The sequence below is a fragment of the Streptomyces sp. NPDC043680 genome (genome assembly GCF_056436685.1).
Window position 1 is genome coordinate 96,494 of sequence record NZ_JBWKCE010000009.1, and the last position, 26,333, is coordinate 122,826.

Below are 26,333 nucleotides of genomic sequence, written 5' to 3' on the forward strand. Positions count from 1 at the left end.
TGGTCGCGGGCCCGTCCGGGCAGGCGCCGAGCAGTCCGTCCCTCTGGAGGCGATAGCGATGCGCGCGTTGACGTGGCAGGGCACACGCAAGGTGAGCGTGGAGAGCGTTCCGGATCCGCGGCTGGAGAAGCCGGGCGACATCGTCGTGAAGGTGACCTCGACCGGGATCTGCGGCTCCGATCTGCACCTGTACAACCTGATGGGGCCCTATCTGGAGCCCGGTGACATCCTCGGGCACGAGGCCATGGGCACCGTCGAGGAGGTCGGTCCCGAGGTCACCACGCTGCACCACGGCGACCGGGTCGTCATACCGTTCAACGTCTCCTGCGGCCGGTGCTTCATGTGCGACCAGGGCCTCCAGTCGCAGTGCGAGACCACCCAGGTGAAGGAGTACGCGAAGGGGGCGGCGCTGTTCGGCTACACCAAGCTGTACGGGCAGGTGCCGGGCGGCCAGGCGCAGTACCTGCGCGTGCCCTTCGGGGACACCCTTCCGGTGAAGGTGCCTCAGGGACCGCCGGACGAGCGCTTCGTGTACCTGTCGGACGTGCTTCCGACGGCGTGGCAGGCCGTCGCGTACGCCGCCGTCCCGCCGGAGGGATCGCTCACGGTGCTCGGCCTCGGGCCGATCGGCCAGATGGCGGCCAGGATCGCACTGCACCAGGGAGCGAAGCTGGTGGTGGGCGTCGACTTGGTCCCGGCGCGGCTGGAGCGGGCCGCCTCGTTCGGGGTGCACACGATGGACCTGCGGCAGTACGGAGCCGGGCTGGCCGAGGCCGTCCGCGACCTCACCGAGGGCCGGGGCACCGACTCCGTGATCGACGCGGTGGGGATGGAGGCGCACGGCGCTCCGTTGGCGTCGGCGGCGCAGCGTTTCACCACTCTGCTGCCGGACGCCCTCGCCCGTCCTCTGATGGAACGGGCCGGGATCGACCGGTTGGAGGCCCTGCACACCGCGATCGAGGTCGTGCGGCGCGGTGGCACCGTGTCCGTGTCGGGCGTCTACGGCGGAGCCGCGGACCCGATGCCGATGCTGACGATGTTCGACAAGCAGATCCAGCTGAGGATGGGCCAGGCCAACGTACGGGCGTGGGTGGACGACATCCTGCCGCTGCTGGGTGATTCCGATCCGCTGGGTGTGCACGGTTTCGCCACGCACACCATGCCGCTGGAGGACGCCCCCAAGGCCTATGCGATGTTCCAGCAGAAGGAAGACGGCATGATCAAGACGCTGCTCACTCCGTGACCTGGACCTGCTGCTTCTGTTGCCGGTTCGCCGGCCCGCGGGAGCGGTGGCTGGTGTCGCACCACGGATAGATCCGGCTGCGGCCACACATGCACAGCGCGACCACACAGCGGTCGGAGCGGGCCGTCGAACCGTCGCCGAGCACCACCTCGACGGGCCCGTCGACCAGTACGGGACCCGGCTCGCCGCCCCGGTCCATCCTCACGCGGCACGGTGGGTGCACGCGGGCCTCGTCCGCCTCGTCCGTCATCGCGCCTCCTCGGGGTCGGTCCCACCGCTGGGGCGGCTACCCGCTCCGCCCGGCGCTACGCGGTGGCGCACGAATTCGGGGCTCGGGGCGTTTACCTCCGCGCTCACGGGTCAGACGCTGCACGTCCGAAGTTCCCCATCTGCGGAGTGATGATGTCTGGAGACCAGAAGGCCAAGGCCAAGGCCGAGCAGGCCAAGGGCAAGCTGAAGGAAGCTGCCGGCCGCACCATGAAGGACGAGGAAATGACCGCCGAGGGACGAGCGGACCAGGCCAAGGGAGACGCCCGTCAGGCCAAGGAGAAGATCAAGGACACGCTCAAGGACTGACGTCGGTCCCACACGCTCTTCGCGCACGCGCGCACGCGCACACTGCCGTCCGGGGCGGCCCGCATCGGGGCCGCCCCGGACCGGCATCGCATACCTCTGGTTCACGGCGGAAGGGAGCCGTCATGCGGGGCAGGGCCGAGGTCCGGACGGACGACGGCAGGAACGAGTCCGCGGAGCAGCGTGCGGACCGGCAGTGGCAGGAGCTGGTGCAGGAGATCCGCGTGGCCCAGACCGGGGTGCAGATCCTCTTCGGCTTCCTCTTGACCGTGGCCTTCACCACGCAGTTCCAGAGCCTCGCGGAGACCGACAAGACGATCTACCTGATCACCGTGGTCCTCGGGTCCCTGGCCACCGGGGCGCTGATCGGACCGGTGGCCTTCCACCGCATCGTCTCGGGCCGCCGCATCAAGCCCCAGGCGGTCGTATGGGCCTCACGGCTCACCTTCGCCGGCATCGTCCTGCTGCTGGCAACCCTGACCGCCGCCCTCTTCCTCATCCTGCGGGTGACCACCCACGACGCCCTGGCGCCGTGGCTGGTGGGCGGGGTGCTGCTCTGGTACCTGCTGTGCTGGTTCGCCCTCCCGCTGTGGGTCCGCAGCCGCCACACCTCCGAGGACTGAACCGCGCAGGCGCCGCCCGCGCTTCAGTCCGGGGGCTCCGGCGCCGTTCCCGGCTCGGGCTCGGGCGCCTCGGGCGCAGGCTCGGCCGGGCGCCGCGCGGGGTCGGCAGGCTGCGGGTCCCGGGGAACCGGATCGGGTGACGCGGGGGTGGGTCCGGGGCCCTCCGGTTCCGGCTCGGTGCTGCGCGCCCTCACGGCGGTGCGTTCCATACGGCTCACCTCGACTCCTCGCTTCTCACGTACGCCCCGCATCTGCCCGGGCCGGCCCGGCTCAACCGGCCGGGGTTCGACACCGTCGGGCCGGGGTAGCCGCCCTGACGTGACGGAACATGATCTGGATGCCTTCACCGATGTGCTCGACGGCCCGATGTACGTGGTCACGGCCGCGGCGGGCGGTGAGCAGTCGGGCTGTCTGGTGGGCTTCGCCTCGCAGTGCTCGATCCATCCTCCGCGTTTCATGGTGTGGCTCTCCAAGGCCAACCACACCTTCGGCGTCGCCCGCAGGGCCTCGTACCTCACGGTGCATCTGCTGCGCCGCGACCAGCTGCCGCTGGCGGAGCTGTTCGGCGGGGAGACCGGCGACCGCGTGGACAAGTTCGAGCGGGTCGCCTGGCGACCGGGAACGGACGGCAGCCCGGTGCTGACCGAGGCCTGCGTCTGGTTCACGGGCCGCGTGGAGTCCTGTCTGGAAGGCGGCGACCACGTGGGCTTCCTGCTGGTGCCCATCGAGGAGTCAGAGCCCCTCCCGGACCGGCCGGAGTTGCTCCGGTTCCGCGACGTCAGGCATATGGAGCCCGGTCACCCCGCCTGACCCTGCCGGGGTGCGAAGGCGTCGCGCGCGGTGCGGATCTCCACGTCCATGTTGACTTCCATCATCCGCAGGGCGGCTTGCGCCAGCTCGTCGTGGATGTGCGCGACCGCGTCCTCGACGACGGTCACCTTCAGGTGCCGGATGTGGGCGTCCAGGGCCGAGTACAGCACGCACTGCTCGGTCACCTGGCCGCACAACACCAGGTGACCGACCTCCAACTGGCCGAGGAGGTAGCCCAGCGGGGTCTCGTAGAAGATCGAATGCCGGGCCTTGACGACGAAGAGGGAATCCTCGTCCGGCTGGACCGGCTTGACCAGGTCGCCGTGGGACCCCGAGAGGGCGGCTTCGAGGATCTCCCCGTGGTGGGAGCGCCATTGGCCGAAGTTGTCGTTCACGAAGATGACGGGGATCTTGCGCTCGCGGGCCGTCTCCAGGACCGCCACGACGCCGGGCAGGGCCTCGCGTACGGACGGCAGGAGCAGCTCGGCGTCCTTGTGCTCGTAGGTGTTGAGCATGTCGATGACGATGAGTGCGCTGCCGGTCACGTCGTCCCGCCTTCCGTCCACCGGTCCCCCTGTCCCCCGGCTTCCCCGCCTCCGCCCCTTCGCTACTCCTCGGCGCTCGGCACCTGCAGCGGGTCCCGCGGCGCCGTCTTCTTGGCTTCCTCCATCTGCTCGCCCAGCTCCTTGAGCCGGTTGCGCCCCATGGCCTTGCGCACCTGGGGGAACCAATCCTGCTCCTCTTCCTCCACGTGGTGGCGGACGTTCTCCATGAGGACCGACATCTTGGCTTCGTGCCGCTCGTCCGACGGATCCATGCCCTTCAGCTCGGAGAGCATCCACATCACCACGTGGTGCTCCTCGACGCTCTCCAGGACGTGGTCCTTGGTCTCCGGGACCGCCTCCCGTGCTGCCGGGTAGAAGATGCGTTCCTCGATCCAGGCGTGCGTGGTGAGTTCGCCGATCACCTCGTCGGCGATCTCCTTCCGCTCCTCCAGCGCGTCTTCGTCGGCCTTCTCGAAGCGCTTGAACAGCTTCTCCACCGTCTTGTGGTCCTCTTTCAGCAGCACTATGCCGTCCATGCGCGCTCTCTCCTTCTGCAGCTCGGCGGTGGGTGTGCTTCCAGGCGGGCGCCTACCCACCGGGACGCCGTGCACGCCGCCTCCAGCCCCTCAAAGAGATCCTTATAAAAACCCATCCTGCTAAAGTAACGGCTTATCTGAGGGTCGACTCTGAGACAGGGTGGGAGACGCCATGAAGACCATCGGACTGCTCGGCGGGATGAGTTGGGAATCGACCGCCGCGTACTACCGACTGTTGAACGAATTCACCCGGGAACGGCTCGGCGGCCTGCACTCGGCCCGCTGCGTGGTCTATTCCGTCGACTTCGCCGAGATCGAGCACCTCCAGGCCGAGGGCCGGTGGGCGGAAGCCGGTGACCTCCTGACGGAGGCCGGCCGGCGCCTGGAGGCGGCGGGGGCCGAACTGGTGCTGTTGTGCACCAACACCATGCACAAGGTCGCCGACCGCATCCAGGACGGCATCGCGGTGCCGCTGCTGCACCTGGCCGATGCCACCGCGGACGCCGTACGGGCGGCGGGTCTGCGCCGGGTCGGCCTGCTCGGCACCGCCTTCACCATGGAGCAGGACTTCTACCGCGGGCGCCTCGCGGCGGGCGGGCTCGACGTACGCGTCCCGGGCGCGGCCGGGCGCTCGCTCGTACACCGCGTGATCTACGAGGAGTTGTGCCGGGGCCTCGTCCGCGAGGCGTCCCGCGCCGCCTACCGGGAGGTGATCGGACAGCTGGTGGCCGACGGGGCCGAGGGCGTCATCCTCGGCTGCACCGAGATCGAGCTGCTCATCGGGGCCGACGACAGCCCGGTCCCCGTCTTCCCCACGGCCCGCATCCACGCGGAAGCCGCCGTGGCTGCAGCCCTGCCCTCCATGGCCTGAAACAGCCGGTGCCCGGAATCGGCCCGTCCCCCGGCGTGCCATCATTCGGCGCATTCACATGGGCACAGGGGGTAACCATGGTCATCGAGAACTGGCAGCAGGCCGCCGTGGCCGGAATCGTCGTCCTGGCGGCGGCCTTCGTCCTGTGGGCCCTCCGCCACCGGATCAAGAAGATCAGGGTGCGGCTGTGGAGCGTCGCCGTGGAGGCGGCGGACGAGCCGAACCCGAGCGAACAGGTCGTGCACTCCCGGCGCTCCAGGATCGTGAAGTCCCTGATCAGCACCGTGAAGGACGGCAAGATCGGCCTCGTCGACTCGAAGGTCAAGAAGAGCGCGATCGTCGTCCGCAAGGACGACGACCCCGAGCCCGGCACCGGCTGAGCGGTCTTCAGCAGCACGCAGGGGAAGCCGACCTCGGGGGGAAGAGCACGTGCACGTGGACCGGGCCGAGCAACTGGCCCATGCGAACCGCCTGATCACCGCCGACGCAGCCCACCGCGCCCTCTTCTTCGAGGGCGAGGAGGGCATCGGCAAGACCGCCCTGCTCATCGAGGTGCACCGCCGCCACTCCGACAGCACCGTCTGCTACGTCGACCTGGGCACCACCTGGACCATGCTGGACGTGCTCAACTCCATCGCCCGCCAGGCGGACGAGCAGGGCATACCCATGGACGCCTTCCGGGCGCTCAAACAGCGCTACGGGGACCTGCCGCCCCTCAACTTCCAGAACCTGTCGATGAACCGGTCGCACCTCGACCTCGCCCTCAGCGTGAACGCGGACCGGGAGACCCAGACCTCCGCACTGAGCGACGAGATCGTCGCACGCCTGGCCGAGTCGGCATCCGGCGGCGGTTCCGGCCCCGTCGTGGTGCTCGACGCCTTCGACCGCTGCGAGCCCCCGATGCAGGGCTGGCTCAGCGGCGGATTCGTACCGGACCTGCTGGCGACCCGCCGCATCACCGTGCTCCTCGCCGGGCGGAGCGTCCCCGGCCTCTCCCACCCGTACTCCGGGGTCGTGCAGAACGTGATCCTGCCTCCGTTCGACACCGCGACGGTCCGCGAGTGGATCGAGCTGGCCGGTGTCGACGAGCTCAAGGACGCGGCCGGGGAACTGCACGCCCGCTCGGGCGGACTGCCGTCCGCCATCGCGGAGTTCCTGTTGCACTTCAAGCGGGAGAACTGACCCATGGACCCGGACCTCGTGCTGCGCCGCATCCGTGAGACCTATGCCGCCCTCCCGTCGTCCCGGCGGTCCCTGCTCGAACACCTCTGCGTGTACGACTGGTTCGATCCGGCCATCGTGGCCTACACGGCGGAGGCGCTGGGGCTCCCGGACGACACCGCCGTCCTGCTCGGGCTGGCGATGGTCGAAGCCCGACCGCTAGCAGCCACCGAGGAGTTCCGGGTCCGGCCCCTGCTGCGCAAGGACCTGGTCGACCGGCTCGGCGAGGAGGGGACCCCGACGCTCAGACGCGCGCACCGGCTGGCCGCCGCGTACTACCACCAGCCCCTGGACCCCTTCCACAGCGACAGGGTCGGCTGGTACGTGGCCCAGATCCGGCACATGGCCTGGGCCGGCCCGGGCAGCGCCCTGAACCGGCTGGCCGCCTTCTCCCACACGGCCCTGCTCGCGGGACATCCGGAGGCCGCGAGTCGGGCGGCGACCGAAGCCCTCAAGGCCGCGCCGCAAGGCCGTGGCGCTATGGACGCAGGGTGGCGCGAACTGTCCTCCCTGGCGCAGGTCGTACGGGCGGTCGCGCTGATCCTGGCCGCCTCGGGGGTGGAGGACCGCACGATCGTCGACCTGGACGGTCTGCTGGCCGGGACCCGGCCTCCCCGGGACCTGGCCGCCGCCCGGATCCACCGGCTCGCCCGAGACCTGGTCACGTACTACAGCGAGCGCCTGGCGCCCGCCCCGACGCTGAGCGCGGCGCTGGTCCCGGGCGCCGTGCGGGGTGTCGAGCGGCGGGGCACGCCGGAGATCTCCACCAGCCTCTCCATCGCGGAGGAGTTCGCCCACTTCCCGCACACCGTCATGCGCCGCGACCACGTGGTGGAGCTGGTCGGCCGGCACAAGGCGCACCACGCGATCACCTCGACCCTCTACATGCAGGCCACCGGCGAGCCGACCAGCCACGCCGTGGTGGACATCTTCCCCTGGGACGCGGGGGACGACCTCGACCGGCTCGACGTCCGGGACGCGAACGGCGGGGTGGTGCCCTCGCTCAAGCGGATCGAGGTCCAGGCGTACATCGCCAACGCCGTCTCCTACTGGCTCTCGGACGAGAGCGCGAGCACGGAGATCTCCCACTCCCTCAGTGCGGCCCTGCGCAGCCGCCAGCACGAGACCGTCGAGGCGCTGCTGCGGACGGCGACCGAGGCCACCGAGGGCGACCTCGGCCACCGGATCCGGGCGGCCACCCGCTACCTGCCGCTGGTCGCGCAGCTGGACACCGGCTACGGCACCTCCCAGCGGCTGCGGTACGGCTACGACGGGGGCAGCACCCTGCAGCGCCACGGGCTGATCGGCGTCTCGGCCGACCTGGACCTCGTCCTGCCGACGGAAGCCCCCAACCACCTGACCGTGCCGGCGCCCGAGGGCGTCGAACTCGCCGGTATCGGATTCAGCGACGGGAACTGGATGCTGGAGCCGGTCACCACCCGCTCCGATCGGCACGAGGAGGCTCAGGAGGGGCTGCCGGACCAGTTCCTCGTCCGCTTCCGCGACCCGGAGGGCGAGGACGACGGGCCCTCGGCGCCGCCCTCCCACCGGCTCGCCCGGACGACGATGCAGCTGCTCTACGTGCCCCGCCGCAAGGACATCCGCCGGGTCTTCCGGGCGAACCTGCTCTGCCTGGGCATCTGCCTGCTCGCGGTGGGCCTGCCGTTCCTCGTCGACCACGACGTGTGGTCCAGCCTGATCCCCGGGCTGGCCACCGCGTTCGTCCTGGTGGAGCCGTTGATCCAGAGCCGCCGCCCGCACGCCTCCGGCCAGCACGAGGAGATCCACGCTTATGCGAACCGCCGGCTCAACGTGATCTACGCGGTGAGCGTGCTCGCGGCCCTGCTCGCGACCTCCGCCGCCCCGGCCAACCAGGTGGAGGTGTTCCTGTCCCTCTCGCTGTCCGCTCTCGCCGTCTGTCTCGCCTCCACCGTCGTACTGCTGTCCTGCACGGCCCGGCGCCGGGCTCTCCTGGAGGCCGCGGCCGCCGACCTGGAGGGCCGGGGCAGGTTCCTCGCGTCCTCGCGGAGGCACTGAGGCCGGGCCCCGCAGCCCGCCCGCGGCCCGGAGGCGGGGACGCGGACCGCGTGGTGTCATACCTGTGTCATTCGCAGCAGGCCGCGGGGCGCGGCGGTACGGACCGGGCGGGACGCATGGGCACACCTCAGGCGGGGCCGGGCGCACAGCACCGGGAAAGCGTGCAGCAGGAGAGCCGCCACGCCGACTGGCTCGAACTCTTCCTCGACCTCGTCTTCGTCGCGCTCGCCGCCCAGCTCTCCCACCGGCTGCACGGCGACCCGGGCCTGCGGGACTTCGCCGTGTTCCTGGGGCTCTACTTCCCGCCCTGGTGGATGTGGATCAACCTCACGGTGTCGGCGAACCTGTTCGTCGACCACCGCCCCCGCCGCCGGCTGCTGATGCTGTTCGCCATGCTCTGCCTGGCCGCCATGGCCGCCGCGGTGCCCGGCGCCGACGCCGGCCGGGGGTCCGTCTACGCCCTCGGCTACGCGGGAACCAGGCTCGTCCTCCTCGGGCTGTGGTGGCCGTCCACCCGCTTCCCCGAACCGCTGCGCGTCCCGCGCTGGCGGCCGCTGTCCTACTGCCTGGCCTCGGGCCTGCTGTGGGCCGCCTCCGCGGCCGTGCCCGCGCCGTGGCAGTACGTCGTCTGGGCGGTGCTGATCGCCGCCGAGATGGCGCTGCTGCTCACCGCGCGCGGCCGCGGCATCCCGGGGCGCCTGGACACGGGGCACTTCGTCGAGCGGGTCGGACTGTTCGTGATCATCGTGCTCGGGGAGTCCGTGATCGCTCTGGTGACCTCCGCCGACCTCGCCTGGACCGTGCGGGCGGGAGTCGTCGGTGTCCTCGGCTTCCTCCTGCTCGCCGCGCTGTGGTGGTCGTACTTCGACTTCGGCGCGGCATCGGCCGAGCTGATGTTCGCCGCCCTCCGGGGTCGCGAGGCGTACCTCCTCGCCCGGGACGTGGGCGGCTTCCTGCACTTCTTCGTGACCGCGGCCGTGCTGTGCATGGCGGCGGGCCTGGCCACCGCCGTCGAGGACGCCGGCCACGCCCACCTGCCCTCCGGGGCCGTGTGGGCGCTGGCGGGCGGTCTGGCGCTCTACCACGCGGCGCACGCATGCATCGCCCTGCGCTACCGCCGCAGCCCGGCCTCCGTTGCCGTCTGGGCGGTGCCCGGTATCGGCGTCCCCCTGCTCGTCGTCCTGTTCGCCGGGTACCTGGCCCCGTGGCTGGTCGTCCTGCTCCTGGCCGCCGAGGCCGTCGTCCACCTGCTCTACGCCCGCAAGGTCCTCCGCCGCCGCACCGCCGCGGCCGCGGGCGCGGGCGGCGGATCCCCTCGGGGCGGCCCTACGGCGTGAAGCGCTCGGCGGATGGCCGTACGGGGAGCAGGTGCGGGCGTTTGGCCGTGCGCCGGTCTCCCGAGGAGCGGCCGCGCAGGCGCCGGGCCAGCCACGGGCCGAGGAAGGCGGCGGCCCAGCGCAGTTCGGCGGCGGCCGTGTGCAGGCCGGGACGGCGCTGTGCGGGCGCGGCCGGCAGGGGCCGGGTCCAGGAGTCGTCGCTGCCGGGCAGGCCGAGGGCTTCGGCGACGGCCTCGGCGATCCGCTGGTGGCCGATCGGGCCGGCGTGCAGCCGGTCCGGGCTCCACAGGCGCGGGTCGGTGACCACCGGGTGGTGTGCCGTCTCGGCGACGAGGACGCCGTGGCGGGCGGCCGCCCGGCGGATGCCCTCGTTGAGGGCGGTGACCCGAGGGGCGAGCGGGCGGGCGAGCGGGGTGATCCGTGAGAGGTCGGGAAAGGTGAGGGTGGCGACGCGGGCGCCCTGGGCGGTGAGGGCGGCGAACACCGCCTCCAGGTGGCCGGCCACCTCGTCGGCGTCGAACCGGGGCCGCAGCATGTCGTTGACGCCCGCGACCACGGTGGCGAGGTCCGGGCGCAGGGCCAGGGCGGGGGCGAGCTGTTCGGCCCGCACCTGGCCGGCCAGGCGCCCCCGTACGGCCAGGTTGGCGTACGTGGTCCCGGGGTGGTGCCGGGCGAGGTGCTCGGCGAGCCGGTCGGCCCAGCCGCGCAGGCCCGCGGTGTCGTCCCCGTCGCCGAGCCCCTCGGTCTGGCTGTCGCCCAGGGCGACGTAGCGCAGGTCACGGTCGGTCACGGGCTTCTCCCCTCTCCCTCAGGACGGCGGCTACGCGCTCGCACCAGTCCTGGTTGCCCTGCTCGAAGGCGAGTCCGCGCAGGCAGGTGAGGTAAGGGCCGACCGGCCCGCCCTCGCGCAGGAATTCCTCCTCGGTGCGCTCCCCCCGCATGGCGCGCAACAGCTTGCGGAACAGCCGGACCTTGGCCCGGGCGAAGGCCGCGCGCTCCGTGAGCTGCGCGATCAGTGCGGCGGTGTCGACGTGGTCGGCCGCCTGGACCATGACGACCAGGTCGTCGCGGAGCGAGGAGGGCTTGGCCTCGGCGGCCGTGAACCGTTCCAGTTCGGCCAGACCGGAGTCGGTGACGGTGAACAGGCGCTTGTTGGGGCGGGTGTCCTGGACGACTTCCCGGCCGGTGATCAGACCGTCCTTCTCCAGCCGGGTCAGTTCGGCGTAGACCTGCTGGGGCAGGGCGTGCCAGAAGTTGGCCACACCCAGGTCGAACGCCTTGGCCAGCTGATAGCCGCTCAGTTCCTCGCCCAGCAGCGCCGCCAGTACGGCGTGGCGCAAAGCCATGGCCGACTCCTTCCCGCCCCTTGTCCCGGGACCGCCCCCACAGCATACTCATGAATCTGACTAGTCACATCGATGACTAAGCGGCGGGCAGCAGGCCCCGGCCGCAGCCGGCCCCATGAAGGAGCATCCGTGACCACCGCAGACCGTTTCCGCGCCGCCGTCGACGAGCGCGACCTCACCGGCCTGGCCGCCCTGTTCACCGAGGACGTGCGCCTCTACAGCCCGGTGAAGTTCACCCCGTTCGAGGGAAGGGACCAGGTGCTGGGACTCTTCGGGGTCCTGCTGCGCACCTTCGAGGACTTCCGCTATGTCGGCCGGTACTCCGGCACCGCCGAGACGAGCACCGACGGCTCCGATGCGCCCTCGGAGGTGCTGCTGTTCCGGGCGACCGTGGAGGGGAAGCAGATCCACGGCATCGACCTGCTGCACTTCGACGAGAAGGGGCTCATCAAGGAGTTCACCGTCATGGTCCGGCCGCAGTCGGCCGTCCAGGCCCTGGGCGTGGCGGTCCTCGCCGGCCTGGTCGCCGACGGCCTGGTCCCGCCCGCAGCGGCCGGCCGCCCGGCCTGAGCGGACCGCGACGGAAGCGGGCTGCGGCGCTTCGCCGGCCTCCTCCGGGAACGGGCCGCGGCGGTCCGCACCTGCTGACCGGGCCCTGGGTCAGAAGCGGACCCGGGCGGTGACCGGCAGGTGGTCGCTCCCGGTGGCGGGCAGCGTCCGCACCCGCGTGACGGTCGCCGAGCGGGTCAGGACCTGGTCGATCCGCGCCACCGGCAGGGCCGCCGGCCAGCTGAAAGCGAAGTCCGGAGCGGGCGCCGTCATCCGCGACATGACCGGGTCCAGCCCCCGGTCGTCCACGGTGCTGTTGAGGTCCCCGAGCAGGATCACCCGGTCCACCGGTTCGGCGGCGATCGCGGCCCCGAGCAGGGCGGCGCTCTCGTCCCGCCGCTCCGAGCGGAAGCCGTGCGCCGGGCCGAGGCGCACCGAGGGCAGGTGGGCCACGTACACGGCCGTGTCCCCGTGCGGGGTCCGGGCGGTCGCGCGCAGGCCGCGGTTCCAGCCCTCGCCCACGCCCTGCGGCCTGATGTCGACCGGACGTACCTGCTCCAAGGGGTGCTTGGACCAGAGCCCGACCGTTCCTTCCACGGCGTGGTACGGGTAGTGCGCCGCCAGGGCCGCCGTGTAGGAAGGGACGGCGGAAGGGGTCAGTTCCTCCAAGGCGATGAGGTCGGCCCCGGTCGCGTCCAGGGCCCGCGCGGTGCCCGCCGGATCCGGATTCTCGTCGCTGACGTTGTGCTGGAGCGCGAGGAGGTCGGGCGCCCGGTCCCCGCCCGGCAGCAGGAAGCCGCCGAAGAGGCCGAGCCAGACGCCGGCGGGCAGCAGGGTCGCGTACGCCGCCGCGGCCGAGCGGCGCAGCAGGGCTGAGCCGAGGAGGACGGGGACGGCCAGGCCCAGCCAGGGCAGGAACGTTTCCACCAGGCTGCCCGGCCGGCCGGCCGGGTTGGGCACCAGGCCGTGGAAGAGCAGCAGGCAGGCCACCAGCCCGGCCAGCGCGGCGAGGATCCGTCCCCGCCCGGCGCGGGGCCGTCTCCGCCCGGGCGCAGTGGCCCTGTCCCTCCGGTCCATCGTCCGCCCCCCGCTCCGCCCGTTCGGTGAATTGCGCGTCCGCGCACCGTCCCCCGCCTGCGCGGTGTCGCGTGCTACGAGGACGCACGGCACCCGGGTCCGGTTCCGGCGCGGCTCATCCCGGGCCGGGCCGCGGGCTCCGCCGGCAGCGGGCGAGGACGAGGACGGTGTCATCGGTCGCGGTGTCGGGCAGCAGGTTGGCGAGGATCCGGTCGGCCGCCTCCTCCAGTGACCCGAGGGCCGTGCCGAGCTGATCGCGCAGGGCGCCCATGCCGGTGTCGATGTCCGCGCCGCGGGCTTCGACGAGGCCGTCGGTGTAGAGGGCCACCGTGGCACCGTCCGGCAGGTCGACCTCGATGGAGCGAAACGGTACGCCGCCCACCCCGAGCGGGACGCCGAGCACCTCGTCGACGGTCCGGACCGTGCCGTCGGGGTGGCGTACCAGGGGCGGGGGGTGGCCCGCGTTGCCGATGCGGGCGCGGCCCGTGGCCGGGTCGTAGACGAGGTAGAGGCAGGTCGCCCACTCGATGCCGGCCTCCTGGGCGCAGGCGTCGAGCTCGGCGAGGACCACCTCGGGGTCGGGGGTGTGCCGGGCCAGCGTCTTCGCGGTGATCCGGAGCCGGCCCATCGCCGCCGCGGCAAGGACTCCGTGGCCCATCACGTCGCCGACGACGAGGGCCACCCGCCCGCCGGGCAGGGTGATCGCGTCGTACCAGTCGCCGCCGACCTCGGTGACCCGGCTTCCCGGCAGGTAGCGGTGCGCGATGTCCACGTTCGGGCCTGCCGCGGGGGCGCTGGGCAGCAGGGCGCGCTGGAGGGTGAGCGCGATGTCCTGGACGCGGTTGTAGAGCCGTGCGTTGTCCAGGCACAGGGCGGCGCGGGAGGCCAGTTCCCCCGCGAGGCTGAGGTCCTCCTCGGCGAAGGGCGGCCGGCCGGCCGCGCGGCCGAACATGGTGATGCCCTGGACGGTGCCGCGGGCGATGAGCGGGGCGATGAGGATGGAGGTCAGACCGCTGTCGACCAGGAGCTGCGCCCGCTGCTGGTGGATGACCGTCCGGGTCATGAAGTCCTCGTCCACCGGCACGCACAGCGGGCGGTTCGTCGCCAGCATCTGGTGGATGCTGGATCCCGGCGGGTACGTCACCTCGTCCAGGCCGCTGACGAGTTCGACGGCGGCCGCGGAGAGTGTCGTGCCGGAGGCGATCCGGCGGGTGACGAGCGGGAGGGCGGGGTCGAAGGCCGCGGTCTCGTCCATCCACTCCACGAGCTCCACGACGCAGCCGTCGCAGAAGTCCGGCAGCACCGCGTCGACCAGCTCCTGGGCGGTGAGGCCCAGGTCCAGGGTGGTGCCGATGCGGGCGGCGGCCCGGTCCAGCAGGGCGAGCCGCTGCCGGGCGGCCGTGGCCTCCAGGATGGCCTGCTCGCGGTCGGTCACGTCCACGAGCAGCCCGCCCGCCCCGCGCCGGGTGTCCCCGGCGCCGCTCAGCGGGAAGAAGCTCACCGAGCGCACCTGGTCGCGGTCGGGGTGGCCCGGGGTGCGCAGCCCGACGAGCGCGCCGACGACGGTGCGGCCCTCCTCCACGACGGCGCGCAGCATGCGCTGGTACTCGCCGCCGTCGGAGGTGATCATGATCTCGGACATGGGGCGGCCGAGGTGCTGCGCGAGGGGGACCCCGTCCATGTCGGCCAACGCCTGGTTGAGGTGGACGTAGCGCAGTTCCTCGTCGACCATGACGAGGCCGATCGGGCAGGTCTCGAAGAGCGCGTCGAGGAAGACGAGGTTGGTCTTCACCCGGTCGAGCTCGTCGCCCCGGCTCGCCAGGCCCATGACCACGGAGGCGCCGGAGCTCCCCTGCACCGGGAAGACCCGGAACCCGCAGTCGAAGACGGTGCCGTCCCGGTGCAGGGCGGACAGTCGTACCCGCCAGTAGCCGAGCGTACGGGCCCGTTCCCCGAGCCGGGCCGCCGCGCCGCCGGCCCCGGCCGCATCCGGCTCCGCGCGGGGGAAGAGGAGGGCCGCGGGGCGGCCCAGCACCGCCTCGGCCGGGTGGCCGAAGAGGCTCTGCGCGCCGGGACCCCAGTAGCAGACCCGGTTCTCGTCGTCGATGCCGAAGACGGCCACCACCACGTGCTCCAGCAGGGACCCCGGCTCCGACCGGATCGGGCCGGGCTCCGCCTCGCCCCCCAGCCGGTCCGGTGGCATCCGATGGACCCCTTTCGCGCAGGGCTCGCGCCGGCGGCTGTCCCGCGTCCGCGGCCGGCGGGCGCAGGGTGCGCCTTCAATTCTGCCCGTCATCCCACCCGGCCGCAGGGTTCTGCCGCACGGGCGGGGCCGCGGACGGGCGCGTCGCCCTCGGCCGGGGGACCGGGCTGGTCACGGGCAGTTTCCCGGTCGGCGGACGGACGGGCAACGGGAAACCCGTCGACCCCCCGGATGCGGCGAGAAAAGCTGGAGCCGTCAGCTCGAAGCACGAGCCACTGACCCACTGGGGGACACCATGCGCAAGATGATCCGCGGCGCCGCCGCGCTCGCCACCGCGGCCGCCGCCACCCTGGCCCTGAGCGGAGCGGCCGACGCCAAGCCCGCCGACGACTGGGCCGGTTGTCCGTACGGGGCGGTCTGCATCTACCCGCAGAACCAGAACCCGGCCGTCAAGCCGAGCCAGATCTTCTACAGCTACGGAGCCCACAACCTGAGCAACCAGTTCGGCAACCACTGGGTGCTCAACAACCAGTACGGCGGCGCCACCGCGAGCCTGTGCACCGGCTACAACGGCGTGGGCTGCGGCGGCCGCATCGCCGAGGGGACGGGCGTCTACGCGGACCTCGGGCCGATCAACTCGATCACCCTCAACCGGCCGTAGCCGCTTCACCGTTCGGACGGCTTTCCGGATCCGCCGCCACCGGGTCCGGAAAGCCGCTGTTCTGCGCCGTTTTCCGCCACGCCGGGCGGAAGGCGGGTTCCGCCGTGCAACCCCCGCTGTAGCCTGGGGACTTCCGTCTCACAACCTGGGCTCGCTGTGCCATGGGGGATGCCGTGGGGGACCCGGACCGCGGACCGGACACCCGTCGTCAGGACGCGTTATCTGCTTCCACACCCGCTTCGACGTCAGCTCCGTCGCCTGCTCCGACGGCGGCTCCGTCGCCTGCTCCGGCCGACGACGCCGCGGACTCCTTCCCCACGCAGCTGAGACGGCTGCGGATGCACCGCGGCCTGTCGCTCGCCGACCTGGCGCGGCGTACGCACTACAGCAAGGGCTACCTCAGCAAGATCGAGACCGGTGCGAAGCGGGTCACCCTCGATGTCGCGCGCCGCTGCGACCAGGTGCTGGAGGCCGGCGGCGCGCTCCTGCGGCTGGCCCGGGAGGCCGAACCGCCGGCGCCCCGGCCGGGATCCGGTGCGGACGGGGCAGCGGCCCCGGCCGGTGACCGGGCCGGTTCCCATGTCGTCCGGCAGTCGGACCGTGCGTGCCCGTACCGCGGCCTGTCGGCGTTCACCCCGCAGGACGCCGCCTGGTTCTTCGGCCGTGACCGGGTGACGGCCGCCCTCGTCGAGCGGGTCTTCGAACGGATCGGCAGCGGACCCCTGGTGGTCGTCGGCCGCTCCGGCGCCGGCAAGTCCTCCCTCCTCAGCGCCGGTCTCGTACCGGCTCTGCGGCGCAGCGGCGGCTTCCCGATGCCCGGCGCCGGCAGCTGGCCCGTCGTACGGTTCACGCCCACCGCGCATCCGCTACAGGAGCTGCTGGACTGCACCGCGAAGGTGCTGGGAGGCGAGCTCGGCATCTCCGTACGCGAGCTGCGCGAGCGCCCGGAGCGGCTCCTCGAAGCCGTCCGCGCCCGCTCCGGGGACGGCCGTCCGGGCGGGCGGCCGGTGCTGCTCGTCGACCAGTTCGAGGAACTGTTCACGCACTGCTGCGACGAGGACGAGCGGCGCGGCTTCGTCCGCGTGCTGTGCGCCCTGGCCGCCGCGGGCGCGCAGCCGGCCGGGCAGGATCCGGCCGTCGTGGTGCTCGGTGTGCGGGCCGACTTCTCCGGCAACTGCCTGGACCTGCCCGAACTGGCCACGGTGTTCACCGACGGGCTGTTCGTACTGCCCCCGATGTCGGTGGCCGAGCTGCGCGAGGCCATCACCCGCCCCGCGGAGCTCGCCGGACTCACCCTCGAACCCGGCCTGGTCCAGCTGCTGCTGCGCGACGCGGGGCTGCGCGAGGACCGCGACCCGGCACCCCGCGCGGCGTCCGGCCCGGAGGCGGGGCCCGGTGACACCCCGTCGGGGGCGCTGCCGCTGGTGTCCCACGCGCTGATGGCCACCTGGCAGCGGCGCGAGGGAGCCGCCCTGACGGTGGCGGGCTACGAGCACACCGGGGGGATCCGGGGGGCGATCGCGCAGACGGCGGAGGGTGTGTTCGCCGGCCTGTACCCGGCCGGGCAGAAGACCATCCGCCGCATCCTGGTGGCGCTCGTCCATGTGGCCGACGGGGCGGGCGCGACCCGGCGCCGGACGAGCCGGACCGCGCTCCTGCAGCAGCTGGCGGGCGCCGACCGGGCCGCGGAGGCCCTCGACGCGTTCGTCCGGGCCCGGCTGATCACCTTGGACAGCGACACCGTCGAGATCACCCATGAGGCCCTGTTGTACGCCTGGCCGCGGCTGCGCGGCTGGATCGACGCCGACCGGGACGGACTGCTGGTCCACCGCGAGCTGGCGGACGCCGCCGACGCGTGGGAGCGTGAGGGCCGCGATCCTTCGGCGCTGTACCGGGGCGCCCGGCTGGAGGCCGCCCGGTCCTGGGCGGAGGAGCAGGGCGGCGCGGGGGTGCCCGGACCGCGCGAGGAGGCCTTTCTACGGGCGAGCCTGGCCGCGGAGGAGGCGCGGCGTACGGCGGCGCGGCGTCAGGTCCGGTTGCAGCAGCGGATGCTGGCCATGCTGGTCGTGCTGCTGGTGCTCGCGCTGACCGCGGGCGGGCTGGCGTTCCAGCAGCGTGCGCGTGCGCTCGCCCACGAGCGCGTCGCCCGCTCGCAGGCGCTGGCCGCGCAGTCCGCCGCCCTGGCGGCCGGCCGGCCCGAGGCGTCGATGCGGCTCGCCGAGGAGGCGTACCGCACCCAGGCGACGCCCGAGGCCCGCGGCGCGCTGCTGAGCACCCAGTCCCAGCCGTTCCTGGCCCGGCTCGACGGGCACAGCGGCCCGGTCAACGCGGTGGCCTTCGCGCCGGGCGGCCGGTTGCTGGCGTCCGGCGGTTCGGACGGGAAGGTGCTGCTGCGCCGGGTGGCGGACCGGAGCACCGCGGCGGCCCTCACCGTGCCGGGCCGGGTGCGCTCGGTCGCGTTCAGCCCGGACGGGCGGCTGCTCGCGGCGACCTCCACGGACGGCCCGGTACGGCTGTTCTCCGCGGAAGGGCGCCCGGTCGCGGTGCTCTCCCCCGACACCGCGGACGCCCGGGCCGTGGCCTTCGCCCCGGACGGGCGGGCCGTCGCCGTGGCGGGAGCCGACGGGACGGTCCGGCTGCGGGATCCCGCGGGCGGCCCGCAGCCGGACACCGCTCTCGTCGGCCACACCGGCAGGGTCGACTCGCTGGCCTTCGCTCCCGACGGCCGCACGCTGGTCTCGGCCGGAGCCGACCAGACCGTACGGCTGTGGGACGTGGTGCGGGGCGCGGCGCTCGGCGTGCTGGAAGGGCATGCCGGGGAGGTGTTGGGGGTGGCCTACTCGCCCGACGGGCGGACGGTGGCCAGTGGGGGCGTCGACCGGACCGTACGCCTGTGGGACGTCGCCGGACTCCGGACGACGGCCACGCTCACCGGACACAACGACGACATCAACGCCGTCACCTACACCCCGGACGGCAGCACGCTCGTCAGCGCGAGCGGCGACGGCACCACCCGGCTGTGGGACGTGCAGGGCGGCCGGACGACCGCGACGCTCTCCGGGCACGGCGACTACGTGCTCGCCGTCGCGGTGACCGGTGACGGTGCGACGCTGGCCACCGCCGCCTTCGACCAGTCCGTGGTGCTGTGGGACCTGCGCGGGCCGGTGCTGACCCCCCGTCCGTTCACGGAGGTGTGGCACGCCGCCTACGGTCCGGACGGCAGGCTGCTGGCCACCGCGGACGCCGACCACACCGTGCTGGTGTGGGACGTGGCCGCCCGCCGGCCGGTGGCGGCGTTCACCGGCCACACCGGGAGCGTGTACGCGGTGGCGTTCGCGCCCGACGGGCGGACCCTGGCCTCGGCCGGTTCCGACGGCACGGTGCGGCTGTGGGACGTCGGCTCCCGCCGCGCGCTCGCCACGCTGGCCGGTCACGGCGGCATCGTGTTCTCGGTGGCGTTCTCCCCGGACGGGCGGACGCTGGCATCGGCCGGCTCGGACCGGACGGTACGGCTGTGGGACGTCGCGGCGCGCGCCCCGCTCGCCGTCCTGACGGGGCATACGGACTTCGCGAACGACGTGGCGTTCGGTCCGGACGGGCGCACCCTGGCCAGCGCGGGTGACGATCTGACCGTACGGCTGTGGGACGTTGCGGGCCGCCGCCCGCTGGCCACGCTCACCGGTCACGCCGGAGCGGTGCGCGCCGTCGCGTTCAGCCCGGACGGGCGCACGGTGGCGAGCAGCGGCAACGACGGCACCGTACGCCTGTGGGACGCCGGACGGCACGCCACCGTCGCGGTGCTGTCCGGCCACGCCGGTTCCGTCCGCGGCATCGCCTTCTCCCCCGACGGACGCACGCTGGCCAGCAGCGGCTCCGACCGTACGGTCCGGCTGTGGGACGTGCCCGGGCGCCGGCTGTGGGCCGCCCTGAGTGGTCATGCGAACGCGGTGGGGGGCGTGGTCTTCTCCCCCGACGGGCGGACGCTCGCCTCCAGCAGCAACGACGGCACGGTGCGGCTGTGGGATCCGGACGTGCGCGCGCGGTTGGCGCGGATGCCGTGACGGCGCACGGCTCCCCGCCCTGCTCGGAAGGGGTTTCCCGGGGGTTTCCCGTTGCCCGTCCGATTGGGGCGCCGCCGGGTCCTCGACGCGGCGGCGCCGCCTGCCGCAGGCTCGTGCCGTGCCCGGGCCCGGGAGGCCGTCGCGTCCCTCCCAACGGCCCACCGCCTCAGGTCGCTTCACTTCCGCTATGAAACGGGGTCCCCCATGCTGCGCCGATCCGGTCTGCTCGCCACCCTTCTCGCCCTCCTGGCCTGTCTGGTGTGGACGCCCGCTCCGGCGTCGCGGGCAGCGCCCGCCTCCGCTGCCGCCGGTCCGTGCGGGGTACTGGCCTCCGGGGCTTCCGCCGCGGCCGAACGGGCCGTCACCGCGGCCTGCGCGCAGGTGGCAGCCGGTGTCTGGTACACGTGGGGAGGTGGTCACGGCCCGCAGCCCGGTCCGACGTACGGTCAGGTGGACCCTACCGATCCGGCCAGCGAGCACGACCCCGAGCGGAAGGGCTTCGACTGTTCGGGCCTCGTCCGCCATGCCTACGCCGAGGCCACGGGGTCGGACCTCCTCGACGGGGTGGCCGCCGCGCAGTACTACACGCACCGTGCGGCCTCGCGGTTCACGGCCGCGCAGGGCCTCGGACCGCTGCTCCCCGGTGACCTGCTGGTCTGGGGCACCTCGCAGGACCTGCACCACATCGCCCTGTACCTGGGGGCGGGAAAGATGGTGGAGGCCCGCCAGTCCGGCACGAAGCTGATGGTCAGTGACGTGCGCCAGGGCGGCGACTACTACGGGGCGGTCCGGATCGACCCCGGCCCGGTCACCGGGCACACCGTGCGGACCTGGGGTTCCGGTGTGTGGACCAAGGAGCAGCCGGCCACGTCCGCCGCGCGCGTCTACGCCTTCCCGGGTCCGACGACGGTCCGTGTCACCTGCCAGAAGCATGCCGAGGAGGTCACCTCGGACGGCTACACCAACGACGCCTGGTCGTACCTGCCGGACTACCGGGCCTGGGTGACCAACATCTACATCCAGGGGCCCGCCTGGCTCGACGACGTCCCCACCTGTACCTTCTGATCCCCAACCCGCCCTGATTTCGCACCTGTTGAGGAGAAACGTGCGCATGACCCCTGCCCGACGCCTGGCCGTCGGAGCCGTGCTGCTCACCCTGGTGGCCGGTGCGGCGCCGGCCACCGCCGCCCACGCCGCGACGGCCGCCCTCCCCGCGGAGGCCGCGCAGACCGCAGCAGCCGGGACCACGCCGGATCTCGAAGCCCTGACCCGGGCGTTGCAGAACACCACCGCGGTGGGCGCACCGGGTGCCATGGTCCGCCTCACCGGCTCGGGCAGGCCCCTGACGAGCGCGGTGGGCGTCCAGGACCGGGCCACGGGCGCGGCGATGGACCTGCAGTCCCGCTTCCGGATCGGCAGCGTCACCAAGACCTTCTCCAGCGTCGTCCTGCTGCAGCTGGTGGGTGAGGGGAAGCTGAGCCTCGACGCACCGGTCAACCGGTACCTGCCGGGTCTGCTGCCCGACGACCGGATCACGGTGCGCCATCTGCTCACCCACCGCAGCGGGCTCGCGGACTACACGGACGCCATGTTCGAGCACACCCTGCCCGGCTTCGAAGCCGTCCGCAACAAGGTCTTCACGTACCAGGAACTCGTCGCCCTCTCGCTGCGCGAGCCGCGGACGACCGAACCGGGCGTCGCGTACCGGTACTCGAACACCAACTTCGTGGTCGTCGGCATGCTCATCGAGAAGGCCGCGGGACACGGGGTGGCCAAGGAGTACGAGCGCCGCATCATCAAGCCCCTGCGGCTGAAGAACACCTCCTACGTGCACCCCGACACGGCCGTCAAGGGGCCGCACCTGCACGGCTACCTCCACCCGGACGAGCCGGGGGGTGCGCTGGTCGACTCCACCGAGCAGACGGCGTCCTGGGCCCAGTCCGCGGGTGCGATGATCTCCAACGCGGCCGATCTGAACACCTTCATGTCCGCACTGCTCGCCGGCCGGCTGCTGCCCGCGCGCCTGGTGGACGCCATGCTCACCATGACCCCGACCGACACCACGAACACCCGCTTCTACGGGCTGGGCCTGCGCCGCTACGACCTCTCCTGCGGCACGTCCGTGTTCGGGCACACGGGCACGGTGCAGGGCTTCTACACCTACGCCTTCGCCACCCGCGACGGGCGCCGCTCGCTGGCCGCCGTGGCGAACACCTCGAACAAGGGGGAGGCGAACACGGCCCTGGGCGCCACCCTCGAAGCCGGGTTCTGCGGGAAGAAGGCCGCGGCCGGACCCGCCGCGCGCGGGTTCGCGGTGCCCTGGGCCGAGGCGGACGTGCCCGAACGCGGCTGAGCCCGGCTGCCCGGTCGCTCGGGCTGCCCGGTCGCTCGGGCTGCCCGGTTACTCGCGAGGAAACACCGCCTTTGGCTATGGTGAGCGCCCTCGGTCGAGGCTTCCTTCGGATCCAAGAAGGAGCATGCCTCCAGCGCATCGATCGAAGGGCGCCCTGCCACTCCAGGAGCCAATTGCAGTGCAGAGCGACGTGGTGTCGGCAACACCGCCCGGCGTCGGCTCGGTACGAGCCGACCTGCCCCCGTCCTGCATCCAGGGCCCGAGGGCGGCGGTCTTCTCATTCACCTACCTCGCGAAGGCAAGGCAGAGATGGCACGAGTCCCCCGACAGTCCACCCCGCAGGGTTCCGCGCACCCGGTCGACGAGCTCCTCCCGCTCCCCCGGCTCGCCCTGTACGGCTTCCAGCACGTCCTCGCGTTCTACGCGGCGGCGGTCATCGTCCCGGTCCTCCTCGGGAACGCCCTGGGGCTTCCCCGTCAGGAACTGGTCCACCTGATCAACGCGGACCTACTGACCTGCGGCATCGCCTCGATCATCCAGGCCCTCGGGGTCTGGAAGGTCGGGGCCCGGCTGCCCCTCGTACAAGGCGTCACCTTCACCGCGGTCTCCCCCATGATCGCGATCGGCACGGGGGCGGGCGGCGGCACCGCCGGCCTGCTCGTCGTCTACGGAGCGGTGATCACCGCCGGCATAGCGACCTTCCTCTTCGCCCCCGTGTTCAGCAAGCTGGTCACCTACTTCCCACCGGTCGTCATCGGCACCATCCTGACGATCATCGGCATCACCCTCATCCCGGTCGCCCTGCAGGACGCGGCCGGCGGCGCCTCACTGATCGGCGGGGCCTCGTACGGCGACCCGGAGAACCTCGCGTACGCGCTCGGCACGCTGCTCTTCATCCTGGCGGTGGCCAGGATCGGCAAGCCCTTCCTCAGCAGCCTGTCGGTCCTGCTGGGGCTCGTCGGCGGCACGACGGTGGCCTGGATCCTCGGCGACGCCGATTTCACGGCGGTGGGCGACACCGACTGGTTCGGGGTCACCACCCCGTTCCACTTCGGCATGCCGAAGTTCGAGCTCCTCCCCGTCCTGGCCATGCTCGTCGTCATGCTGATCACGATGGTGGAGACCACCGGCGACGTGTACGCCATCGGCGAGATCACCGGGAAGCGCGTCGACACCGACACGGTCGCGAGGGCGCTGCGCGCCGACGGCGCGGCGACCGTCCTCGGCGGGATCCTCAACTCGTTCCCGTACGTGGCGTTCGCGGAGAACATCGGCCTGGTGCGGATGTCCAAGGTGATGAGCCGCTACGTGGTCGTCGCGGCCGGCGTGTTCATGGTGCTGCTGGGGCTGCTGCCCAAGGCCGGCAGCCTGGTCGCGTCCATCCCGCACCCGGTCCTCGGCGGGGCGGCCCTGTCGATGTTCGGCATGGTCGCGGCGGTCGGCATCCAGATCCTCGGCAAGGTCGACCTGCGCGAGGAGCGCAACGCCCTGATCCTGGGCGTCAGTCTGGGTGCGGCCCTGCTGCCGACGACGGTCGCGCCGTTCTTCGACCGGATGCCCGACGGTGTGCGGGCCGTGCTCGACAGCGGCATCACGCTCGGCGCCCTGACGGCCATCACGCTGAACCTGCTCTTCAACGTGTTCACCAGCCGCAGGGCGATGGAGATCGACTGGGACGAGATCGAGGCCGCCACCGGCTGAGCGGCGGCGGCCCCGGTGCGGGCCGGGCCGGGCCGGGCCGGGGAGGACGCCTCGTCCTTCCCGGCCCCGGTCGGCGTACCCGCGTCGCCGCGCCACCGGTCTCCCCTGGAGGCGGGGTCACGGGCCTCCCGGGGCGAACGGAGCCGCTTCGCCCGCCTCACCGATCAACTCCCAGAAGTGGTCGACGAGTCGGCGCAGGTAGGCGGCCCGCTCCGCCGCGATCTCCTTGAGGCGGGCGTCGTCGTTGCGGGCGACCAGGTGCCCCATGTACCGCTCGGAGAACTCCGCGAATTCGGCGTGCATCGTGCGCAGCGCATCGCCCACGCTCGTCATGTCGACCACCACGATCTCCGCCACCGGTTCGACGTGCGCCTTCCAGCGTCCGTCGATGGCCGACCGCAGGTGGGCGGCCAGTTCGTCGACCCTGCCCATGATCCCGATCAGCTTGCGCAGGGACAGGCCCAGGGCCTCCACGAGCGCCCTGGTCTGCCAGGTGTCCCCCTGCCAGTGCCGGGCCTCCTCCGCGGCCCGGTACTCGGCCGGGCCCATGCCTATGCGGTAGGCGAGCCGCTCCACCGTGAGCCCGCAGGCGATGCGGTGTTCGGCCAGGGTGCGCGGCTCGATGCCCATCAGCGTCGCCGGGTCGCACCACAGGACGGCGGCGAGGGCGAAGAGCTCCTGGTCCGTGGGGACTTGATAGCCCTGCTCCCAGGCGGCGACCAGGTCGGGGTGGACGGCCGTGCCGCATGCGGCCATGGACTGGGCCACCTGGGCCGTCGTCAGGCCCATGCGGTGGCGCGCGGACTTGGCCTCTGCGGGGGAGAACGGAGTGCTGTACACGTACAAAACACCTCGCAACACCCTCGAACGCCGGGCGCTCGAAGGGAGATGGATGGGTGGATGAACATCCGGGAGCGGGCACAGTAACAGACGTTCCATTGGTGCAATCATCCATGCCCCTTCGATCCGAAGGTTTGATGACCTCTCAGAGAGGGATCGGATGGCGACCAGGAGTCGCGAGGGCTCAGACGAGGGGTCGGCACTGCAGGGGGGCCGAGCAGCGGGCGCGCCCCGTGGGACGACGGGCCGGCTCCGGCACCACCGCCTCGCTCAGGCGGCGTCCAGGGGGAGCCGGGCCACGAGGCGGGCGCCGCGGGGTTGTTCCTCGGCGGTGAGGGAGCCGCCCAGGCGGGTGGCGATGTCGCGGGCTATGGCCAGACCCAGGCCGGAGCCTCCCTGGTCGCGGCTGCGGGCGTCATCGAGGCGGGTGAACCGCTCGAAGACCCGCTCCCGGTTGGCGGCCGGGATGCCCGGCCCGTCGTCGCGGACCTCCAACACGGCCGCGCTCCCCGCCTCGTCGAGGCGGAGGGTGAGGCGGACCTGCCGGTCGGCGTGGCGCTGGGCGTTGTCCAGCAGGTTGGTGACGAGCCGGGAGAGCCAGAGGGTGCTGCCGCGGACCGTGGCCTCCGCGGCGATGTCCACGTCCACGGGGACCCGGTCCCCCCGCCGGGCCCGCGCCGCTTCCCGCGCGAGGTCCGCCAGGGCGACGGGGACGTCCGGCGCCGGCTCCGCGGTGTCGAGGCGGGCCAGCAGGAGCAGGTCGGCGGCGAGGCCCTGGAGCCGTACGGTGTCCTCCAGCGCGCCACTGACCAGTTCGCCCCAGAGCGCCGGGTCGGGATGGGCCTGGGCGACCTCCAACTGGGTGCGGAGCACGGTGATCGGGCTGCGCAGTTCGTGCGAGGCGTCGGCGATGAACTGGCGCTGGCGGATCCCGGCGGCCTCCAGCCGGTCCAGGGTGGCGTTCACCGTGACGGCGAGCCGGGCGATCTCGTCCTGGCTGGGCGGTACGGGCACCCGCCGGTGCAGATCGCGTTCGCTGATCTCCGCGACCTCGGCGCGGATCGCCTCGACGGGGCGCAGGGCCCAGCCCGTCACCCGCCAGGTGACCACGGCGACGGTGAGGACGAGCAGCGGCACGACGACGGCCAGCGCCGCGGTGATGATCTCGTCCGCGGCGTCGGCCTCCCGCAGGGAGGTCCCCGCGTAGACGGTGACCAGACCCTGTCCGGTGACGGTGGTGACCATCACGACGCGGTGGCGGTGGTCCCCCCGCGCGGGGTTGCCCTTCCAGGTGCCGCGGAGCGTCCCGGGGCGGCCCGGTCGCTCCGGGGAGAGGGCGGGGAGTCCGGCGAGGTTCGGACTGGCCGCGAGGACCCGGCCCTTGGCGTCGACGACCTGGAGGAAGTCCGTACCGCGCGCCGGTGGCAGCACGGCGTCGAGCCGTCCGGCGGCCGCGAGGCCGGCGGTGGCGAGGGCCTGGCGTTCGGCTTCGCCCTGGGCGTTGCGCATCAGGTTGCCGTCGAGCATGCCGAGCAGGGCGAAGGAGGCGGCGCCGAGGGCGAGGGCGACGACGGTGGTGGCTCCGAGGGTGGCCCGGGCGCGGACGGACCTGGGGCGCAGCCGCCCGGCCAGCGCGCGAAGCCGGGGGCGTGCCCGGTGCAGGCTCCGGAGCGGGGCCGCGCCCGGCCGGTCGCCGAGGCCGTCGGCGCCGACGTGGTCCGCGGGGGCCGGAGGGTCCGCGTACGG

23 protein-coding genes and 1 pseudogene are annotated in these 26,333 nt (G+C 72.9%); 15 read left to right on the forward strand and 9 right to left on the reverse strand.

Annotated features, from left to right (window positions below):
• The first annotated feature begins 58 nt into the window (after positions 1 to 58).
• Positions 59 to 1,243, forward strand: a complete 1,185-nt coding sequence (locus tag AC0666_RS19940; RefSeq protein ID WP_468964814.1) for an alcohol dehydrogenase catalytic domain-containing protein — start codon at positions 59 to 61, stop codon at positions 1,241 to 1,243.
• On the opposite strand, the gene AC0666_RS19945 is transcribed toward AC0666_RS19940, so the two are convergent.
• Entirely contained in the window at positions 1,233 to 1,493 is a 261-nt protein-coding gene (locus AC0666_RS19945) for a CDGSH iron-sulfur domain-containing protein (protein ID WP_478708042.1), read from the reverse strand. The genes AC0666_RS19940 and AC0666_RS19945 overlap by 11 nt on opposite strands.
• Before the next feature lie 152 nt (positions 1,494 to 1,645).
• On the opposite strand from AC0666_RS19945, the gene AC0666_RS19950 reads away from it, so the two are divergent.
• The 3 genes from AC0666_RS19950 (at position 1,646) to AC0666_RS19960 (ending at position 3,249) form a co-directional block, all read left to right on the forward strand.
• Positions 1,646 to 1,819: a CsbD family protein gene (locus AC0666_RS19950; RefSeq protein WP_356851217.1), complete on the forward strand. Its 174-nt coding sequence runs from the start codon at positions 1,646 to 1,648 to the stop codon at positions 1,817 to 1,819.
• Positions 1,820 to 1,941: 122 nt separating this feature from the next.
• On the forward strand, positions 1,942 to 2,439 hold the full coding sequence (locus tag AC0666_RS19955) for a DUF6328 family protein (protein WP_468964809.1): 498 nt from the start codon (positions 1,942 to 1,944) through the stop codon (positions 2,437 to 2,439).
• 366 nt (positions 2,440 to 2,805) lie between these two features.
• Positions 2,806 to 3,249 (forward strand): flavin reductase family protein, encoded by a 444-nt coding sequence (locus AC0666_RS19960; RefSeq protein ID WP_468580430.1) that lies wholly within the window; start codon positions 2,806 to 2,808, stop codon positions 3,247 to 3,249.
• Here the strand turns inward: AC0666_RS19960 and AC0666_RS19965 are convergent.
• Positions 3,237 to 3,794, reverse strand: a complete 558-nt coding sequence (locus AC0666_RS19965; RefSeq protein ID WP_468964807.1) for a cysteine hydrolase family protein — start codon at positions 3,792 to 3,794, stop codon at positions 3,237 to 3,239. The two genes, AC0666_RS19960 and AC0666_RS19965, sit on opposite strands and share 13 nt — an antisense overlap.
• Positions 3,795 to 3,856: 62 nt before the next feature.
• Positions 3,857 to 4,330, reverse strand: a complete 474-nt coding sequence (locus tag AC0666_RS19970; protein WP_468964805.1) for a hemerythrin domain-containing protein — start codon at positions 4,328 to 4,330, stop codon at positions 3,857 to 3,859.
• A 172-nt stretch (positions 4,331 to 4,502) separates the two neighbouring features.
• On the opposite strand from AC0666_RS19970, the gene AC0666_RS19975 reads away from it, so the two are divergent.
• The 5 genes from AC0666_RS19975 (at position 4,503) to AC0666_RS19995 (ending at position 9,796) form a co-directional block, all read left to right on the forward strand.
• Positions 4,503 to 5,201, forward strand: a complete 699-nt coding sequence (locus AC0666_RS19975) for an aspartate/glutamate racemase family protein (RefSeq protein ID WP_468964803.1) — start codon at positions 4,503 to 4,505, stop codon at positions 5,199 to 5,201.
• A 77-nt stretch (positions 5,202 to 5,278) separates the two neighbouring features.
• The gene (locus AC0666_RS19980; RefSeq protein WP_468579949.1) at positions 5,279 to 5,581 is read left to right on the forward strand and encodes a hypothetical protein; all 303 of its coding nucleotides are present in this window, start codon (positions 5,279 to 5,281) and stop codon (positions 5,579 to 5,581) included.
• Positions 5,582 to 5,630: 49 nt separating this feature from the next.
• The gene (locus AC0666_RS19985) at positions 5,631 to 6,383 is read left to right on the forward strand and encodes a hypothetical protein (RefSeq protein WP_468964801.1); all 753 of its coding nucleotides are present in this window, start codon (positions 5,631 to 5,633) and stop codon (positions 6,381 to 6,383) included.
• A 3-nt stretch (positions 6,384 to 6,386) separates the two neighbouring features.
• Positions 6,387 to 8,459, forward strand: coding sequence for a hypothetical protein (locus AC0666_RS19990; RefSeq protein ID WP_478708043.1), 2,073 nt, complete (start codon positions 6,387 to 6,389; stop codon positions 8,457 to 8,459).
• 116 nt (positions 8,460 to 8,575) lie between these two features.
• Positions 8,576 to 9,796 carry a low temperature requirement protein A gene (locus AC0666_RS19995; RefSeq protein WP_478708044.1) on the forward strand — a complete coding sequence of 407 codons (1,221 nt, stop codon included), beginning with the start codon at positions 8,576 to 8,578 and terminating at the stop codon, positions 9,794 to 9,796.
• Here AC0666_RS19995 and AC0666_RS20000 read toward each other — a convergent pair.
• On the reverse strand, positions 9,786 to 10,586 hold the full coding sequence (locus AC0666_RS20000) for an SGNH/GDSL hydrolase family protein (protein ID WP_468579944.1): 801 nt from the start codon (positions 10,584 to 10,586) through the stop codon (positions 9,786 to 9,788). The two genes, AC0666_RS19995 and AC0666_RS20000, sit on opposite strands and share 11 nt — an antisense overlap.
• The gene (locus AC0666_RS20005; protein ID WP_468964796.1) at positions 10,573 to 11,142 is read right to left on the reverse strand and encodes a PadR family transcriptional regulator; all 570 of its coding nucleotides are present in this window, start codon (positions 11,140 to 11,142) and stop codon (positions 10,573 to 10,575) included. Before AC0666_RS20005 ends, AC0666_RS20000 begins: the two co-directional genes overlap by 14 nt.
• Positions 11,143 to 11,214: 72 nt before the next feature.
• Between AC0666_RS20005 and AC0666_RS20010 the strand changes: the two genes are divergently transcribed.
• The gene (locus AC0666_RS20010; RefSeq protein ID WP_478708045.1) at positions 11,215 to 11,712 is read left to right on the forward strand and encodes a nuclear transport factor 2 family protein; all 498 of its coding nucleotides are present in this window, start codon (positions 11,215 to 11,217) and stop codon (positions 11,710 to 11,712) included.
• A gap of 90 nt (positions 11,713 to 11,802) precedes the next feature.
• On the opposite strand, the gene AC0666_RS20015 is transcribed toward AC0666_RS20010, so the two are convergent.
• Together AC0666_RS20015 and AC0666_RS20020 are read right to left on the reverse strand one after the other, a co-directional pair.
• On the reverse strand, positions 11,803 to 12,768 hold the full coding sequence (locus AC0666_RS20015) for an endonuclease/exonuclease/phosphatase family protein (RefSeq protein ID WP_468964792.1): 966 nt from the start codon (positions 12,766 to 12,768) through the stop codon (positions 11,803 to 11,805).
• Between the two features lie 115 nt (positions 12,769 to 12,883).
• Positions 12,884 to 14,971 carry a SpoIIE family protein phosphatase gene (locus tag AC0666_RS20020; protein ID WP_478708046.1) on the reverse strand — a complete coding sequence of 696 codons (2,088 nt, stop codon included), beginning with the start codon at positions 14,969 to 14,971 and terminating at the stop codon, positions 12,884 to 12,886.
• Positions 14,972 to 15,266: 295 nt separating this feature from the next.
• Between AC0666_RS20020 and AC0666_RS20025 the strand changes: the two genes are divergently transcribed.
• The 5 genes and pseudogenes from AC0666_RS20025 to AC0666_RS20045 all read left to right on the forward strand — a co-directional run bounded on the left by AC0666_RS20025 (position 15,267) and on the right by AC0666_RS20045 (position 23,747).
• The gene (locus AC0666_RS20025) at positions 15,267 to 15,632 is read left to right on the forward strand and encodes a hypothetical protein (RefSeq protein WP_468579938.1); all 366 of its coding nucleotides are present in this window, start codon (positions 15,267 to 15,269) and stop codon (positions 15,630 to 15,632) included.
• A gap of 308 nt (positions 15,633 to 15,940) precedes the next feature.
• Positions 15,941 to 19,693: pseudogene (locus AC0666_RS20030) on the forward strand (nSTAND1 domain-containing NTPase); the annotation flags it as partial.
• A 204-nt stretch (positions 19,694 to 19,897) separates the two neighbouring features.
• Positions 19,898 to 20,758, forward strand: coding sequence for an NlpC/P60 family protein (locus AC0666_RS20035; protein ID WP_478708047.1), 861 nt, complete (start codon positions 19,898 to 19,900; stop codon positions 20,756 to 20,758).
• Between the two features lie 46 nt (positions 20,759 to 20,804).
• Positions 20,805 to 22,046 carry a serine hydrolase domain-containing protein gene (locus tag AC0666_RS20040; protein ID WP_468964787.1) on the forward strand — a complete coding sequence of 414 codons (1,242 nt, stop codon included), beginning with the start codon at positions 20,805 to 20,807 and terminating at the stop codon, positions 22,044 to 22,046.
• Between the two features lie 309 nt (positions 22,047 to 22,355).
• On the forward strand, positions 22,356 to 23,747 hold the full coding sequence (locus AC0666_RS20045) for a nucleobase:cation symporter-2 family protein (protein ID WP_468964785.1): 1,392 nt from the start codon (positions 22,356 to 22,358) through the stop codon (positions 23,745 to 23,747).
• Positions 23,748 to 23,864: 117 nt separating this feature from the next.
• On the opposite strand, the gene AC0666_RS20050 is transcribed toward AC0666_RS20045, so the two are convergent.
• Together AC0666_RS20050 and AC0666_RS20055 are read right to left on the reverse strand one after the other, a co-directional pair.
• On the reverse strand, positions 23,865 to 24,587 hold the full coding sequence (locus AC0666_RS20050) for a transcriptional regulator (protein ID WP_478708048.1): 723 nt from the start codon (positions 24,585 to 24,587) through the stop codon (positions 23,865 to 23,867).
• A 270-nt stretch (positions 24,588 to 24,857) separates the two neighbouring features.
• Positions 24,858 to 26,207: a sensor histidine kinase gene (locus AC0666_RS20055; protein WP_478708098.1), complete on the reverse strand. Its 1,350-nt coding sequence runs from the start codon at positions 26,205 to 26,207 to the stop codon at positions 24,858 to 24,860.
• Positions 26,208 to 26,333: the final 126 nt, after the last annotated feature.

Excerpts from the sequence above, each read along its gene's own strand:
- AC0666_RS20025 (WP_468579938.1), top strand. The coding sequence starts at position 15,267 with ATGCGCAAGATGATCCGCGGCGCCGCCGCGCTCGCCACCGCGGCCGCC.
- AC0666_RS20010 (WP_478708045.1), top strand. The coding sequence starts at position 11,215 with ATGACTAAGCGGCGGGCAGCAGGCCCCGGCCGCAGCCGGCCCCATGAA.
- AC0666_RS20020 (WP_478708046.1), bottom strand. The coding sequence starts at position 14,971 with ATGCCACCGGACCGGCTGGGGGGCGAGGCGGAGCCCGGCCCGATCCGG.
- AC0666_RS19980 (WP_468579949.1), top strand. The coding sequence starts at position 5,279 with ATGGTCATCGAGAACTGGCAGCAGGCCGCCGTGGCCGGAATCGTCGTC.
- AC0666_RS20040 (WP_468964787.1), top strand. The coding sequence starts at position 20,805 with ATGACCCCTGCCCGACGCCTGGCCGTCGGAGCCGTGCTGCTCACCCTG.
- AC0666_RS19950 (WP_356851217.1), top strand. The coding sequence starts at position 1,646 with ATGTCTGGAGACCAGAAGGCCAAGGCCAAGGCCGAGCAGGCCAAGGGC.
- AC0666_RS19990 (WP_478708043.1), top strand. The coding sequence starts at position 6,387 with ATGGACCCGGACCTCGTGCTGCGCCGCATCCGTGAGACCTATGCCGCC.
- AC0666_RS19940 (WP_468964814.1), top strand. The coding sequence starts at position 59 with ATGCGCGCGTTGACGTGGCAGGGCACACGCAAGGTGAGCGTGGAGAGC.
- AC0666_RS19975 (WP_468964803.1), top strand. The coding sequence starts at position 4,503 with ATGAAGACCATCGGACTGCTCGGCGGGATGAGTTGGGAATCGACCGCC.
- AC0666_RS20015 (WP_468964792.1), bottom strand. The coding sequence starts at position 12,768 with ATGGACCGGAGGGACAGGGCCACTGCGCCCGGGCGGAGACGGCCCCGC.
- AC0666_RS19955 (WP_468964809.1), top strand. The coding sequence starts at position 1,942 with ATGCGGGGCAGGGCCGAGGTCCGGACGGACGACGGCAGGAACGAGTCC.
- AC0666_RS20045 (WP_468964785.1), top strand. The coding sequence starts at position 22,356 with ATGGCACGAGTCCCCCGACAGTCCACCCCGCAGGGTTCCGCGCACCCG.
- AC0666_RS20005 (WP_468964796.1), bottom strand. The coding sequence starts at position 11,142 with ATGGCTTTGCGCCACGCCGTACTGGCGGCGCTGCTGGGCGAGGAACTG.
- AC0666_RS19945 (WP_478708042.1), bottom strand. The coding sequence starts at position 1,493 with ATGACGGACGAGGCGGACGAGGCCCGCGTGCACCCACCGTGCCGCGTG.
- AC0666_RS20035 (WP_478708047.1), top strand. The coding sequence starts at position 19,898 with ATGCTGCGCCGATCCGGTCTGCTCGCCACCCTTCTCGCCCTCCTGGCC.
- AC0666_RS19995 (WP_478708044.1), top strand. The coding sequence starts at position 8,576 with ATGGGCACACCTCAGGCGGGGCCGGGCGCACAGCACCGGGAAAGCGTG.
- AC0666_RS19970 (WP_468964805.1), bottom strand. The coding sequence starts at position 4,330 with ATGGACGGCATAGTGCTGCTGAAAGAGGACCACAAGACGGTGGAGAAG.
- AC0666_RS19960 (WP_468580430.1), top strand. The coding sequence starts at position 2,806 with ATGTACGTGGTCACGGCCGCGGCGGGCGGTGAGCAGTCGGGCTGTCTG.